This window comes from Deinococcus aquaticus (assembly GCF_028622095.1).
GTDB classification, from domain to species: domain Bacteria; phylum Deinococcota; class Deinococci; order Deinococcales; family Deinococcaceae; genus Deinococcus; species Deinococcus aquaticus.
In genome coordinates this window covers 2,103,406-2,117,970 of record NZ_CP115165.1, presented here as the reverse complement: position 1 = coordinate 2,117,970, position 14,565 = coordinate 2,103,406, and the positions used below count along the sequence as shown (strand labels likewise).

The 14,565-nt window shown below is 69.3% G+C and carries 15 protein-coding genes; 9 read left to right on the top strand and 6 right to left on the bottom strand.

The features are described from left to right. The first annotated feature begins 10 nt into the window (after positions 1-10). The 3 genes from cysS to M8445_RS10220 all read left to right on the top strand — a co-directional run bounded on the left by cysS (position 11) and on the right by M8445_RS10220 (position 2,826). Positions 11-1,480: a cysteine--tRNA ligase gene (gene cysS / locus M8445_RS10230; RefSeq protein ID WP_273987661.1), complete on the top strand. Its 1,470-nt coding sequence runs from the start codon at positions 11-13 to the stop codon at positions 1,478-1,480. A 398-nt stretch (positions 1,481-1,878) separates the two neighbouring features. Next, complete coding sequence (locus tag M8445_RS10225) at positions 1,879-2,469, top strand: YcjF family protein (RefSeq protein ID WP_273987660.1); 591 nt, start codon at positions 1,879-1,881, stop codon at positions 2,467-2,469. Between the two features lie 99 nt (positions 2,470-2,568). After that, positions 2,569-2,826 (top strand): hypothetical protein, encoded by a 258-nt coding sequence (locus M8445_RS10220; protein ID WP_273987659.1) that lies wholly within the window; start codon positions 2,569-2,571, stop codon positions 2,824-2,826. A 112-nt stretch (positions 2,827-2,938) separates the two neighbouring features. Here the strand turns inward: M8445_RS10220 and mqnC are convergent, their stop codons facing one another. The 4 genes from mqnC to M8445_RS10200 all read right to left on the bottom strand — a co-directional run bounded on the left by mqnC (position 2,939) and on the right by M8445_RS10200 (position 5,655). Then, on the bottom strand, positions 2,939-4,123 hold the full coding sequence (mqnC, locus tag M8445_RS10215; protein ID WP_273987658.1) for a cyclic dehypoxanthinyl futalosine synthase: 1,185 nt from the start codon (positions 4,121-4,123) through the stop codon (positions 2,939-2,941). A gap of 70 nt (positions 4,124-4,193) precedes the next feature. Continuing rightward, positions 4,194-4,637, bottom strand: a complete 444-nt coding sequence (locus tag M8445_RS10210; protein ID WP_273987657.1) for a hypothetical protein — start codon at positions 4,635-4,637, stop codon at positions 4,194-4,196. 122 nt (positions 4,638-4,759) lie between these two features. Continuing rightward, entirely contained in the window at positions 4,760-5,176 is a 417-nt protein-coding gene (locus M8445_RS10205) for a DoxX family protein (RefSeq protein WP_273987656.1), read from the bottom strand. After that, positions 5,173-5,655 (bottom strand): MarR family winged helix-turn-helix transcriptional regulator, encoded by a 483-nt coding sequence (locus tag M8445_RS10200; protein WP_273987655.1) that lies wholly within the window; start codon positions 5,653-5,655, stop codon positions 5,173-5,175. Before M8445_RS10200 ends, M8445_RS10205 begins: the two co-directional genes overlap by 4 nt. A 394-nt stretch (positions 5,656-6,049) precedes the next feature. On the opposite strand from M8445_RS10200, the gene gnd reads away from it, so the two are divergent. The 6 genes from gnd to M8445_RS10170 all read left to right on the top strand — a co-directional run bounded on the left by gnd (position 6,050) and on the right by M8445_RS10170 (position 12,947). Next, positions 6,050-7,117 (top strand): phosphogluconate dehydrogenase (NAD(+)-dependent, decarboxylating), encoded by a 1,068-nt coding sequence (gene gnd, locus M8445_RS10195; RefSeq protein WP_380090554.1) that lies wholly within the window; start codon positions 6,050-6,052, stop codon positions 7,115-7,117. Positions 7,118-7,425: 308 nt separating this feature from the next. Continuing rightward, positions 7,426-8,922, top strand: coding sequence for a glucose-6-phosphate dehydrogenase (gene zwf / locus M8445_RS10190; protein ID WP_414740088.1), 1,497 nt, complete (start codon positions 7,426-7,428; stop codon positions 8,920-8,922). Between the two features lie 91 nt (positions 8,923-9,013). After that, positions 9,014-9,967 (top strand): glucose-6-phosphate dehydrogenase assembly protein OpcA, encoded by a 954-nt coding sequence (locus tag M8445_RS10185; RefSeq protein ID WP_273987653.1) that lies wholly within the window; start codon positions 9,014-9,016, stop codon positions 9,965-9,967. Next, on the top strand, positions 9,964-10,650 hold the full coding sequence (gene pgl / locus M8445_RS10180; protein ID WP_273987652.1) for a 6-phosphogluconolactonase: 687 nt from the start codon (positions 9,964-9,966) through the stop codon (positions 10,648-10,650). The genes M8445_RS10185 and pgl overlap by 4 nt, the downstream gene beginning before the upstream one ends. A 164-nt stretch (positions 10,651-10,814) precedes the next feature. Further along, positions 10,815-11,918 carry a tRNA epoxyqueuosine(34) reductase QueG gene (gene queG, locus M8445_RS10175; protein ID WP_273987651.1) on the top strand — a complete coding sequence of 368 codons (1,104 nt, stop codon included), beginning with the start codon at positions 10,815-10,817 and terminating at the stop codon, positions 11,916-11,918. A 162-nt stretch (positions 11,919-12,080) separates the two neighbouring features. Next, on the top strand, positions 12,081-12,947 hold the full coding sequence (locus tag M8445_RS10170; protein ID WP_420704087.1) for a glutaminyl-peptide cyclotransferase: 867 nt from the start codon (positions 12,081-12,083) through the stop codon (positions 12,945-12,947). Between the two features lie 82 nt (positions 12,948-13,029). On the opposite strand, the gene tmk is transcribed toward M8445_RS10170, so the two are convergent. Together tmk and M8445_RS10160 are read right to left on the bottom strand one after the other, a co-directional pair. Continuing rightward, the gene (tmk, locus tag M8445_RS10165; RefSeq protein WP_273987650.1) at positions 13,030-13,671 is read right to left on the bottom strand and encodes a dTMP kinase; all 642 of its coding nucleotides are present in this window, start codon (positions 13,669-13,671) and stop codon (positions 13,030-13,032) included. Next, on the bottom strand, positions 13,668-14,474 hold the full coding sequence (locus tag M8445_RS10160) for a Nif3-like dinuclear metal center hexameric protein (protein ID WP_273987649.1): 807 nt from the start codon (positions 14,472-14,474) through the stop codon (positions 13,668-13,670). Before M8445_RS10160 ends, tmk begins: the two co-directional genes overlap by 4 nt. Positions 14,475-14,565: the final 91 nt, after the last annotated feature.

The following is a 14,565-nucleotide window of genomic DNA, read 5'->3' as shown; positions in this document are numbered from 1 at the left end:
AGGAGACCTGATGACCGAGCCCCGCCTTCCCGATCCGAACATCGTGCTGTACGACACCCTGACCCGCCAGAAGGTGACTTTCGAGCCGACCACGCCCGGCCGGGTGGGCATGTACCTGTGCGGTCCGACCGTGTACAGCGACGCGCACCTGGGCCACGCGAAGAAGGAAGTGGCGTTCGACGTGATCCGCCGGGCCTTCACGCACTTCGGGTATCAGGTGCGGTACGTGGCGAACATCACGGACGTGGGGCACCTTCAGAACGACTCCGACGACGGCGAGGACAAGATGCTGGCCCGCGCCCGCCTGGAGCAACTGGAGCCCATGGAGGTCGCCGACAAGTACTTCTGGTCGTTCATGCATGACATGGAGGCCCTGAACGTCCTGAAGCCCAGCATCAACCCGCGCGCGACCGGGCACATCACAGAGCAGATCGCGCTGATCGCAGAACTGATCGAGAAGGGTCACGCGTACGCCTCGGCGGGCAGCGTGTACTTCGACGTGCGGTCCTGGCCGGAGTACGGCAAGCTGTCGGGCCGCCGACTGGACGATCAGGAGGAAGGCACGCGCGAGGCGGTGCGCGACGAGAAACGCGACCCGCGTGACTTCGCGCTGTGGAAACGGGCGGAAGCGGGGCACATCATGCGCTGGGAGTCCCCGTGGGGCGTGGGCTTCCCCGGGTGGCACATCGAGTGCTCGGCCATGAGCCTCAAGTACCTGGGCGAGGGCTTCGACATTCATGGGGGCGGCCTGGACCTGCAATTCCCGCACCATGAGGCCGAGATCGCGCAGGCCGAAGCCGCCGGGCACGCCTTTGCGCGTTACTGGATGCACAACAACATGCTGACCATCGGCGGCGAGAAGATGAGCAAGAGTAAAGGGAACTTCCTGACCATTCAGGACGTGCTCTCTCAGCACGACCCGATGGTGGTGCGGTTCCTGCTGGTCGGCAGTCACTACCGCTCGATTACCGAGTTCAGTGACGCGGCCTTCGAATCCGCCCGCAGCGGGTACCGCCGCCTGGAAGCGGCCCTGCACGAGATCGAGCGCTGCCTGCCCGCCGCGCCCGAGGGGCAGCACGCCGCGCTGGACGCGAAGATCGCCGCGCACGTGCAGGTCTTCGAGGACGCCCTGCGCGACGATTTCAACACGCCCAGGGCCGTCGCGGCGCTGTTCGGCCTGACCACCGACCTCAACGCCGCCCTGGCTGCCGGCCCGGTGCCGCAGGGCACGCTGGAACGCGCCCGCGCCGCATACCGCGACCTGGGCGGCGAGGTGCTGGGCCTGTTCGCGGGCGGCGCGGCCCCCACCCAGAGCGACGACTCGCAGGTAGTCGGCGCGCTGATGGACCTGGTCCTGAAGGCCCGGCAGAACTACCGCCTGAACAAGCAGTACGCCGAGGCCGACGAACTGCGCGACACCCTGACCCGCGTGGGTGTGACCGTCGAGGACACCAAGGACGGCGTGCGCTGGAAACGCTGAGGGCAACCTGCGGCCCCGCCGCACCCTGACCTGAAGCCGTTCCCTGACTGGAGGTCTCAATACAGGGAACTTCCGGTGCCTCCATTTTTCATGCTGCCCGGCCACATTCACTCGCTTCGCCCGGCCATGAGGAGCGGACCTTTATGGCCGGTGCTCTGAATACAGAGCAGGTGACTGTCAGTCAGGTGTAAGGGTCGGTGCGTACCATGAAAGGCGAGTGGTGCAACGCCCCTCATCCTTTCCTCCGATTGGGCACGCGACCTCCCCCCCCTGCGCGTGCCCTTTCCTGTGCCGTCACCCCGTCTGTGCGGGCGCTGGCTCCGGCCCCGGCGGGGGCGTGCAGGGAAGGTGAAGGCAGGCTTCACGCGCTCACAGGTGCCGGCGTTACACTCGGGGCTATGCTGCCGCCGCTCGTGAAACAGGTGCTGGACAATTTCAATTTCGATGTGGACCCGGCCCTGAGCCGCGAGGAGAACGTCGAGGAAGTCATCAAGAGTGCCGCGCTGCTGTCCGGCGCGATTGCCGTGGAACCCATTCCCTTCGCGGACATGCTGCTGATCTCGCCCGTGCAGGCCAAGATGGTGCTGCACATCGGCAAGATCTACGGCTTCGATGTCAGCAGCGAACGCGCCCGTGAGATCGCGCAGGAACTCGGCGTGACCTTCGCGTACGGGTTCGCGGCGCGGCAGGTCATGCGCGGACTGGCGAAACTGGCGCTGCCCGTGATCGGCGGCCTGATCACCGCGCCTGCCGTGTACGGCTGGACGTTCGCGCTGGGCCGCCTAGCACAGAATTACTTCGAGCGGCGCACGCTGGGCCTGCCGGCCTCGCGGGACCAGCAGGTGAAGGTCGTGCAGGAAGCCAAGCAGGACTCCCGCCGCGTGCTCCCGGGCGCGCAGGACTTCACGGACCTGGCCGCCGAACTGCGCCGCCGCGCCGAGCAGAAAGCAGCGGACCAGAGCGGCGCGGACCGGAACAAGCCGCAGTAACGGCAACAGTGTCGCTCAGCCCTGAGTCCCGGGCCAGTGCGTGAAGGCATCATTACTTTGGCGGATGTGCCTGTCAGACTCCCTGGCTATGCTGGGGGTATGAATGTTCCCCGTCATTTCAGCGATACGCGGCTGGACGCTGGCCGCGTGAGAATCCTCACCGCAGCGGGCCGCGTTCGCCTGGAAGTCGAGGGGCCGGGCTGGCAGCACCGCAGCCTGCACGACACGCTGGAGGAAGCGGCGCTGGAACTGGCGCTTCTGCCCCGCGTGACCGGGGACCTGTACGCCGCCACCCTGAACGACATAGAGCGTCAGGTGCGCGTGGACGCCGCCTACCGCTACCCCGGCGCCGCCTGACGGACCCGCGCGGCCCCCGCGCCCCCAGTAGAGACAGCAAACACCGCGAAGAGCCACAGTAAAGACAGACGCACGCACCCCGATCCTGCAGGTGCGTGCGTCTGCTCGGGGTTCAGCGGGCGGCGGAGGCGCCGACGGCGCGGTCCCCTTCCGGGTTGGTCTCGCCGCGCGCCAGGATGGCGTTCACGTCCGGGCGCTCGATGATCTCGAAGCGACTGTTGCGGATGGCGGGGTCGAATCCGGCGTCCACGGCAATGCGGATCAGTTCGCGGACGGTCGCGTTGTGCCGCCCGTGCCCACCGGCCGCCGAGACGACGTTCTCCTCGAGCATGGTGGACCCCAGGTCGTTCGCACCGTAGTACAGCGCGGACTGAGCGACCTTGAAGCCCTGCGCGGGCCACGACGCCTGGATGTTCGGCACGTTGTCGAGCGCGATGCGGGCAATGGCCAGCTGTTGCAGGTACTCGTGCGCGGTCGCGCCCGGCGCCTTGCCGTGCAGGCGGGTGTGCTCGGTCTGAAGGGTCCACATGGCGAAGCCGGAAAAGCCGTTCCCGCCGTACTCGCGGGTTGCCCTGTCCTGCTGGTCACGGATTTTCAGGAGGTGATTGGCGCGCTGCGCGTACGTCTCACCGAAACCGATGACCATGGTGGCGATGGTGTACAGGCCCTTGCGCTGCGCGGCGTCGATGATGCGGAACCAGTCCTCGCTGCGGATGCGGGCGGGCGCGGCCTTCGCGCGCACCTCGTCTTCCAGGATCTCGCCGCCCGCGCCGGGCAGGCCGTCCAGTCCGGCCTCGATCAGGATGTCCAGCAGGGCGTCCAGGGTGTGCCCGAAGGTTTTCTCCATGAACAGCACCTCCTCGGGCGAGAAGGCGTCGATGCGGATGGTGGGGTGGTTGGCCTTCACGTGGCGCAGCAGGCCGGTGTAGTAGTCCAGGCCCAGCGCGGGGTTCACGCCGCCCTGCAGCAGGATGCGGGTGCCGCCCACCGCCTCAAGTTCGCGGATCTTGTGGCTGATCTGCTCGTAATCCAGGGTGTAACTGTCTTTCTGGCGGGGGGTGCGGTAGAAGGCGCAGAAGTTGCAGCCGACGTTGCAGATGTTCGTGTAGTTGATGTTCCGGTCGATCAGGAACGACACGGTGCGCGGGTCGCGGCGCGCGAGGCGCAGGTGGTGCGCGGCGGCGGCCACGTCGGGCAGCGGCAGGGAGTACAGCGCCTCGATCTCGGCGTGGTGCAGGCGCTCGCCCTGCGCGGCCCGGTCGAGCAGGGCGGTTCCGGTGGGGACGGTGGCGGTCATGAGGGTACGGTAGCACCGGGGGCGGCGGGCATTGGTCTCTCCGGGCACAGGGTCCGGGCGGCCGTCCGGATCAGTCGTAGGAGTACCCGGTGAAGTACAGGTGCGCTGGCTGCCCGGCCGCGTAGGCCACCACGTAGAGACTCTCTCCCCGGCCCAGGGGTTCCGTCAGTGCGTCACTGGCCTGTACCTGCGTCAGGGCTGGCTGCGTGGTGCCGAACAGGTTCAGCAGCGCCTCGTCGCTCAGTTGCCTCATGCCCCATTCGTCCTCGCTGGCGGCGAGTCCCGGCACGTCCAGGATCGTGCGCGTGCCGTCGGCGTCTGCGGCTTCCAGGGCGTCGTCGATGCTGTCGTGCGGCGTTCCCGGTACAGGCGAGTTCACCGTCACCGGGAACGCCGGATACGGGATGACCGGCGAGTACCGGCCGGCCTGGAATTCACGCTGCTGAACCCGGTGCAGGACGGCAGCGACATCCGGTTCATAGGGTTCGACGTACCACCACAGGTGACTGCCCATGAAACTCAGCCTACCCGGTCGTAACGGGGAACCGAATGCAGGTCGGGCCGCGCGCGGCCGGGGGTGGTTCCCGGTGCGTGCGGCCCGACTGGCAGGGCATCCTGGGTTCAGGCCCTGCTGGTTCAGGCGGGGCCGACGGGCACGCGGTAGCGGCCGGGTCCGGCAATGGCCAGCGCGGCGGAGGCCGCCAGCAGGACCAGCGGGAATTCCACGCCGTTCGGGTTGAAGAATCCGGCTTTCAGGTGCACCAGCAGCAGGGCGACCAGGATGTTCACGGCCAGGGCGGCGCCGGCCCAGCGGGTCAGGACGCCTGCGATCAGCAGCACGCCGCCGATCAGTTCGACGCCCGCGACGAGGGGGGCGCTGATACCGGGGACGGGCACGCCCATCTGCGTGAAGGCCTGGGTGGTGCCGGGCAGCGTGTACGTGAAGAATTTCTGAATGCCGTGCATCAGGAACACCAGTCCGGTGGCGAGGCGGATCAGCAGCAGGGCGAGGTCGGTGCGGTCGGCGGGTACGGCGGGGTTCAGGGTGGTCATGTGGGCTCCGGGGGGGTCAGAAGCGTCAGCAGGTGCTGAAGCTGGGCGTCGCTCAGGTGCGCGAATTGCTGGGCGTGCAGGTGCATCAGGGGCCGGTCAATGCGGGTCAGCAGGTCGTGTCCGGCGGGGGTCAGGCGGGTGGCGACGATGCGGCGGTCCGGGCGGTCGCGGTCGCGGTTGACCAGTCCGGCCTTCTGGAGGCGGTCGAGCAGGCGGGTCACGTCCGGGTCGTGGACGAGCAGGCGGTCGCTGATCTCGCTGCAGGTCAGGCCGGTGTCCTCTGCGCCGCGCAGGATGCGCAGCACGTTGAACTGCGGGGCGCTCAGGCCGTACTCGCGGAACAGTTCCGCGCCCTCATGCTGCTGGCGCAGGGCGAGGCGTTGCAGGGCCAGGTAGGCCTGATGCTGAAGACTGCCGGGCGCGCCGGGCTGGGCGGGCGGCGTGAGGGGGGCGGGCGCGGAGGTCAGGGTATCTGGCATGAGTACGGTCATTGTCTCTCTGGAGGAGCGGGAAAGGGTGGCGAAGTCGGTGTTCCGGGCGGGCAGAGGGCTGGGGTGTCCGGCCCAGACATCCTGGCCCGGGGTGTCTGGGCCGGAGCACCGCTGCATGACCGGCGGATCACCTTGCGTCCAAATTAATCGTTTCAACAGATATCTGTCAATGCCTGAATTCTCATGCGGCCACCATCTTCGCCCGGCCCCGTTCCAGACGGGTCTTCCGGGCCGGCCACCGGACCACGCGGGCGGATCGCCACGCCCGCGACCGGGTGAAACGTGAGCTGAAGACCGGCGGACGGCGCGGGCCCGAGTCGTATAGTGGCGGGCGGTAAAGCCGCCGAACTGGAATCGGTTCCGGGCGGCAGGAGGTCACGCAATGAAGATCGGCATGATTGGACTCGGCAAGATGGGCGGCAACATGGTCCTGCGACTCACCCGCGGCGGCATCGAGGTCACGGGATTCGACCGTAGCGAGGACAGCGTCGCGCACATCGAGGCGCAGGGTGCCCGCGGCGCGCGCTCCATGGACGAACTGATCGCCTCGCTGGGCGAGCCCGGCACGCGCGCCGTGTGGCTGATGGTCCCCGCCGGGAAGATCACCCAGAGCGTGATCGACGACCTCGCGCAGCGCCTGGCACCCGGTGACATCATCATCGACGGCGGCAACAGCAACTACAAAGACAGCGTCAGCCGCGCCGAGACACTCGCCGCGCAAGGTCTGCACTTCGTGGATGTCGGCACGTCCGGCGGCGTGTGGGGCCTTCAGGAAGGCTACGCCATGATGATCGGCGGGACCGAGGAAGCCGTCGAACGCCTGCGGCCCGTGTTCGAGGTGCTCGCGCCCGGCGCGGACCGCGGCTGGGGTCGCATGGGACCCGCCGGCAGCGGCCACTACGTGAAAATGGTGCACAACGGCATCGAGTACGGCATGATGCAGGCCTACGCCGAGGGTTTCGAGCTGATGAAAGCCCACCAGGGCTTCAACCTGGACATGGCGCAGATCGCCGAACTGTGGCGTCACGGCAGCGTCGTGCGCTCCTGGCTGCTGGACCTGACCGCCGAGGCGTTGCAGAACAAGGCCGAGTTTGAGGCGCTGTCGGATTACGTGGCCGACAGCGGCGAGGGCCGCTGGACCATCATCGACTCCATCGAACTGGGCGTGCCCACGCCGGTCATCACGCTGGCCACGCAGATGCGTTTCCGCAGCCAGCAGGAAGTCAGTTACGCCGGGCAGATGCTCTCGGCCATGCGCCGCGCCTTTGGCGGTCACGCGGTCAAGACCATCGAAACGCCCCGCCAGGAAGGACTGGTGCCGGAAGTGCAGGCCGGTCAGGACCCCAGTGCCGCCGCGCCCGCCAACATCGGCCAGGGCGGCGGCGGCAGCGGCAGCAGCGCCGAACAGCTCGGTGAAACCGGGCAGCAGCGCGTGAAAGGTGACGAATGAGCGCCCCCAAGAAACCCGCGAGCAGCAAGGCCGCCACGACGAAATCCGCCTCGACGAAGCCCGCTGCCAAGGCCCCGGCCAGCAAGGCCACCGGCAAGACCACAGCCAGGAAGGCGGCGGGCAGCAAGGTCGCGGCCAACGTGCAGGCGAACGTGGAAACGGACCTCGCGGCCCGCACGGTGGGCGTAGCGCAGGCCGCTCCCGCCAAGCGCCGCGCCAGCGTGAAGACCGCGCAGACCTCCGCGCCCCGCAAGGGCAAGAGCAGCGCCGCGCCCGGTCACGACGGTCAGAATCCCTTCCGGGCTCTGATGCGCCGCAACCGCGCGCCGGAACCGGCCACGCTGGTGATTTTCGGCGCGACCGGCGACCTGTCGCGCCGCAAGCTGCTGCCCGCCGTGTTCGGCCTGTGGCAGGACGGCCTGCTTGGGAGTGCTTTCAACATCGTGGGCGTGGGCCGTCAGGAGATGACGGACGAGGCCTTCAAGGACTACGCGATCGCGGCCCTGAAGGAAAGTAAGGAGACCGACGCCATTCAGCCCGGCAGCCTGGAGAAATTCCGGGACCTGCTGTACTACGAGTACGGCGATTTCGCCGGGGACGAGGTGTACGACCTGGTCGGCAAGGAACTCGACCGGGCCGAGGAAGCGCACGGCGGCCGCAAGAACGCGCTGTTCTACCTCTCAACCCCGCCCAGCCTGTTCGAGCCGATCAGTAACGGCCTGGGCCGCCTGGGACTGGCGGATCAGAGCGAGGGCTGGCGCCGGCTGGTGATCGAGAAACCCTTCGGGCGGGACCTGGCCAGCGCCCGCGACCTGAACGACGCCATCCACAAGGTCTGGGACGAGTCGCAGGTGTACCGCATCGACCATTACCTGGGCAAGGAGACCGTGCAGAACCTGATGGCGATCCGCTTCGGGAACGCCATCTTCGAGCCGCTGTGGAACCGTGGGTACGTGGATCACGTGCAGATCACCGCCAGCGAGGACCTGGGCCTGGAAGGACGCGCCGGGTACTACGAGGAGGCGGGCGTGGTGCGCGACATGCTTCAGAACCACCTGATGCAGCTGTTCGCGTTGACCGCCATGGAACCCCCGGCGGCCTTCGACGCGGACGCCATCCGTGACGAGAAGGTCAAGGTGCTGCGCGCCGTCAAGGAGATCCCCTCGGGCCGCGTGAAGTCGGTCGCGGTGCGCGGGCAGTACGGGCCGGGCACCATGTACGGCGAGAAGGTCACGGGCTACCGCGAGGAACCGAACGTGAAAGAAGGCAGCGTCACGCCCACCTACGTGGCCCTGAAGCTGGAAGTGGATAACTGGCGCTGGCAGGGCGTGCCGTTCTTCCTGCGCACCGGGAAGCGGCTGCCGAAGAAGGTCACGGAGATCGCCGTGGTGTTCAAGCGCCCGCCGCTGGGCATCTTCCCCGGCGGTCTGGAACGCAACGTGCTGGCCTTCCGCATCCAGCCGGACGAGGGCGTGAGCCTGAAGTTCAGCTCCAAAACGCCGGGGCAGGAGATGGTGCTGCGCGAGGTGGTCATGGACTTCCGCTACGACGCGTTCGGCGCGCAGCTGGAAAGCCCGTACTCGCGCCTGCTGCTGGACGCCATGCTGGGCGACGCGACCCTGTTCCCCCGCGAGGACGAGGTGGACCTGGCGTGGCAGATCGTGAGCGGCATCCTGAACGTGTGGGAGGCCGAACCGGGCCGCCGCGAGAAGGGGCCGGACTTCCCGAACTACACGTCCGGCACCTGGGGTCCCGACGAGGCCGACGAACTGATGGGCGAGGACCGCCGCTGGCGGCGCCTGTGAAGAGGACAGAGCATGGAGGACGCGTGATGGCATTCCTGAGCCCTTCCATGACCCGCCGCCCATCACCCATCCACCCGGCCGGAGGCCGACCATGACGTACGCGACCGACCTGAAACCGCTGGGCCCGGTGGATACCACCGTCCGCAAGGCCCAGGTCACGCTGGACGAACTGTGGGTGCAGACGACCGTCGAGACCCGCGCGTACACCGGCAACATCATCGCCCTGACCATGAAAAAGCACCTGGGGCGCGTGCAGGAAGCCCTGGCGGGCCTTGAGGGCCGCTACGCGGGACGGCAGATCATCGGCGTGATGGACGGCACGGACGACCTGACCGTGCACGCCAGCCTCGTTCCGCAGCGCGGCGGGCTGTACGTGGAACGCCTGACGCTGGAAGCCAGCGCCGAGCAGCTTCAGGGCGCGATCCTGCCGCTGATCCGCCCGGCCACCGTGAACCACGTGTGGTGGGGCGCGGACAGCCGACCCGGCGGGACGCTGCTGGCCGAACTGACGGACCTGGCCGATCAGGTGATCGTGGACAGCCTGACGCTGGACATGCCGCCCTCGCGGCACTACGCGCTGGCGGACCTGGGCTGGAGCCGCTCGGCCCCGTGGCGTGAGGCGCTGGCGCAGGTGTTCGACAGCCCCGATGCGGCCCGGCAACTGCCGAACATCGACCGGCTGGTCGTGCGGCACGCCGGCAAGAAGGACCTGCCGGCGCGGCTGTACGCGGGGTTCATTGCCGACACGCTGGGCTGGACGGACCTGAAGAACGTGGAGTTCCGTTCGGGCCGCTGCGGGCGCGAGAACGGCGACCTGTGCGGCGTGGAACTGCTGGGCGACGGCGTGCGCTTCGCCCTGAGTGCCGACGGCAGCGCCCACAGTGACGTGGTCAGCCTGGAGTGCCGCTGGGACGGCGTGAAACGCGAGTCCGAGGTACCGGTGCCCGCCATGACGCTGGCCGACGGACTGGCGCGCGTGATGGCCCGCCCGGAACGCGGCGAGGTCTTCGAGCACGCCTGGGCACTTGCCAAGGAAACCCTGTGAGCGGGCCGCTGACGGAGCGCCGGGTCTCCCCCACCCCGCAGGCGACGGCGCAGGCGGCCGCGCACGCGCTGGTGCAGGCGGCGCGCGAGGCGGTCACGGCGCGCGGCGCGTTTCACGTGGCGCTGTCTGGCGGCAGCACCCCGAAGCTGATGTACGCGGAACTGCGCGGCCTGCCCGGCGTGCCTTGGGAAGCCACGCACGTGTACTTCAGCGACGAGCGCCCGGTCGGGCCGGACAGCCCGGACAGCAACTACCGCCTCGCGCACGAGGAACTGCTGCGGCACGTGCCGGTGCCCCAGGAGCAGGTGCACCGCATGCAGGGCGAGGTCCGGCCGCTTGAGCAGGCCGCCCAGGCCTACGCGCAGGCGCTGCCCGCGCAACTGGACGTGGTCCTGCTGGGCATGGGCGACGACGGGCACACCGCCAGCCTGTTCCCCGGCACGGACGCCCTGAACGCCGGCGGCCGGGTCGCAGCGAACCGGGTGCCGAAACTCGACACGGAGCGCCTGACCTTCACGTTCCCCGAGATCAACGCGGCGCGTCAGCGCTGGCTGCTGGTCACGGGCGCCGGCAAGGCGGGCGTGCTGGCCGAGGTGCAGCGCGGCGAGGGACACCACCCGGTCGCCGGCGTGACCGGCCCGGTCTGGTTCCTGGACGAGGCGGCCGCCGCTCAACTCGGGTAACCCCCTTCAGTCACCTGCCACGGTTGGCCGGGCTGCTTTCGGGGCATACTGCGCCCCGTGATACGGATTCCGTCTGTTTCGGTCGCACCCCGGAACCCGCCTCTGCTCCTGCTCGCATCTGCTCGGATTGAACGGTTCTTGCAGACCGTTCAATCGGAGTCCGCATGAGTAGCGCGGCCGATCTGCTGTCCGAACTGGCCCTGTCGCTGGGCGCCGACGCGGTCGGCTGGGCTCCGGCGCCAGTGCCGGCCGCCGCCGTGCAGGAGTACCAGTCGTGGCTGGACGCCGGGCGGCACGCGGGCATGACCTACCTGGAACGGCAGTTGCCGGTGCGGGCCGATCCCGCCCAGCGGCTGCCGGGTGTGGGAAGCGTGCTGGTGCTGGGTGTATCGCACGCCTTCGAGCCGCCGCTCGTGCCGGACGGGGGCGTGCGGGTGGGCCGCGTGGCGCGCTACGCCTGGACGCCGGACTACCACGATCAGTTGCAGCCGGTCCTGACCCGGCTGGAGCAGGAGGCGGCGGCGCTGGGCGTGCGGGCGCGCGGGTACGTGGATCACGGGCCGGTCATGGAACGGCTGTTCGCGTCCGGCGCGGGGCTGGGCTGGCGCGGGAAGTCCGGCATGACCATCAACACGGGCCTGGGCGCGTTCGTGACGCTGGCGGTCGTCCTGACCGACCTGCCCGCCGGGGGGAGCGGCGCGGCGCACCCGGACCGCTGCGGCCGCTGCCTGCGCTGCGTGAGCGCCTGCCCGACCGGCGCGATCGGCCCGGACCGCGCCATCGACGCGCGCCGCTGCGTGTCGTACCTGACCATCGAGCACCGCGGGCCGGTCCCACACGACCTGCGGGCCGGGGTGGGCGACTGGCTGTTCGGCTGTGACGTGTGCAGCGAAGTCTGCCCCTGGACCGTGAAAGCCGGGCCGCTGGCGAGGCTGCTGCGCCCGGACCCGCAGCTGGCACATCCGGACCTGAGCCGGTTCTTCGGGATCAGCGAGCGTGAATTCGAGCGGCAGTGGGCAGGCACGGCGTTCCTGCGCCCCCGCCGCAAGGGCATGGCCCGCAACGCACTGACGGTCCTGGGCAACACCCGCGCGCCGCAGGGCTGGCCGCTGCTGCTGGCCGGCGCGCAGGACCCCGCCTGGGAGGTGCGCGAGGCAGCCGCCTGGGCGCTGGGCCAGTGGGGCGAGGCGGGCCGAGTGCGCGCGCTGCTGGACGACCCGCACGAGGCCGTGCGGGAGGGCGCGGCGGCGATCCTGGGCGAAGCCTGATCCGGACTCCGATTGAATGGCCTACAAAGCCACTGGGTCCGGGCGGACGCGACTCGTAGAGCTGCCCCGCAGAGCAGGAGCAGAACGGACTGTGGCGTGTCATTCTGGACAGCCTTCAGAAAGCATGAAGTTCTGCGGGCCGCCGCGGTCTACCATGAAGGCGTGCGCGCCCGTTCCCTTCTTCTGTGTTCCTTCCTGCTCCTGGCTGCGGGAGGCCTGGCCGCAGCCCAGACCACGCCGGCCCCGGCGGCCCAGACGGTGACGCCGGTCATCGTGCCGGTCGTCACAGCCCGCTACCCGCACGACCGCGCGGCCTTCACCGAGGGTCTGCAGTACCTGGGCAGCGGACGCTACGTGGAAAGCACCGGCGAAACCGGGCGTTCCGGCGTGCGGCGCACCGACCTGAAAACCGGGAAGCCGGAGATGCAGGTCGCCACCCCGCTCGCCAGCGCGTTCGGCGAGGGTGTGACCGTGCTGGGCTCGACCGCGTACCACCTGACCTGGCAGGACGGCCTGGCCTTCACGTTCGACGCGGCTACCCTGAAGGAAACGGGCCGTTTCCGGTACAGCGGGGAGGGCTGGGGCCTCACGCACGACGGGAAGAACCTGATCATGAGTAACGGCACGTCCGCGCTGGTCTGGCGCGACCCGAAAACCTTCCGGAGCGTCCGGACCGTGCGCGTCACGGATCAGGGGCAGGCCGTGAAGAACCTGAACGAACTGGAGTACGTGCAGGGCAGCGTGTACGCGAACGTGTGGCTGACCGACCGGATCGCGCGGATCGACGCGCAGACCGGAAAGGTCACCGCCTGGATCGACGTGTCCGCCCTGACCCGCGAGGTCAGCCGGGAGGCCGCGCAGGCCGGGCGTCCCCTGACCTTCGACGACGTACCCAACGGCATTGCGTTCGTACCGGAACGCGGCACGCTGCTGCTGACCGGCAAACGCTGGGGCACGCTGTTCGAGGTGAAGGTGCCGGGCGTGAAAGTCGACCCCGGCGTCGGTGGCCGCGCCGCCCCCCGCCGCTGAACAGGACTCAACAGCGTCACGGCCGATCGACACACGCGCCGCCACCGGACTCCGGGGCGGCGCGTGCCTTGCAGCTGTCCGGTCAGGGCAGGCGGGCCTGGGCGGCCTGCCAGATCAGGTCCGCCAGGGTGTCCTCGTCCTGCGTGGCGTCCAGGATCAGGAAGCGGGCCGGTTCGGCGGCCGCCAGGGTCAGGAAGGCCTGCCGGACCCGGCGGTGAAAGTCCAGGTCCGCCTGTTCCAGCCGGTCGGGTTGCCCGCGCCGGGCGGCGCGTTCCAGGCCCACGGCCGGGTCGAGGTCAAGCAGGACCGTCAGTTGTGGCGTGAGCCCGCCGGTCGCCTCGCGCGTGATCTGCCCGAGCAGGTCGGCGTTCAGGCCGCGTCCGCCGCCCTGGTACGCGAGGCTGGAGTCGGCGTAGCGGTCGCAGATGACGACCCCGCCGCGCTCCAGGGCCGGACGGATGACGTTGCGGACCAGCTGGGCGCGGCTGGCCGAGTACAGCAGGAATTCCGGCAGGGGATCGATGGTCAGGGCCGGGTCCAGCAGCACCTCGCGCACCCGCAGGCCCAGGGGGGTGCCGCCGGGTTCGCGGGTGACGGTGTGCGCCCGCCCGTGAGCCTGTAACTGCGTGGCTAGGCGGGCCAGTTGCGTGCTCTTGCCCGCGCCCTCGGGGCCCTCGAAGGAGATGAACAGACCGCCGGACGGGTGGGTCGCAGTCCCGGTCACAGGCCAGTGGGGTGGTGCAGGAACTGCCACGCCAGCCCGAACTCGTCTTCCAGCCGGGCGGCCAGGGCGCGCACGCCGAACACCTCGGTCTCGTAGTGTCCGGCGTACACGACGTTCACGCCGTACTCGAAGGCGTCATGGAAGTGCTTGTGTTCGGGTTCGCCGGTCAGCAGGGTGTCCAGGCCCATCGCGGCGGCCTCGGCGACACTGCCGGCCCCGCCGCCACTCAGGACACCCAGACGATTGACGGTGGGTGACAGGCCGCCGCCGTGCACAAGGCAGATCTCGCCCGTGAGTTTCTGCACGCGGTCCGCGAAGTCCTGCAGGGTCTGCTCGATGGGCAGTTCGCCGGCCAGTCCGATCTTGTGGCCCTGCCAGTCCCCGAAGGGCCGCAGGTTCTGCAGGGTCAGGGCGCGGGCGATCATGGCGTTGTTCCCGACTTCCGGGTGGGCGTCGAGTGGGATGTGCGATACGTACAGGTTCAGGTCGGCCATGATCGCCGTGCGCAGGCGGTCGCGGTGCGGGCCGGTCACGGGCAGCGGCTGGCCCCAGAACAGGCCGTGATGGGCGATCAGCAGGTCCGCGCCGCTGTCGGCGGCGTGCTGCAGCGTTTTCAGGCTGGTGTCCACACTGACCGCCACGCGGCGGATCACGTCGGTCCCGCTGATCTGCAGGCCGTTCAGGCTGGGGTCCGGGTACGCGCCGATGTTCAGGTACTCGTTGAGCCACGCCACGAGCACGTCACGCGGAACCTCGCCGCGCGTCAGGGGGGTGGGGGGGGTGCTGGGGGAAACGTCCGTCATGAGCGTCATTCTAGGCCCGACCCGCTTTCCCGGATGCCGGCCAGGGTTGCAGTTCCGCCGGGTGGGCCGGCAGCTTCCCTGACCCCCACCT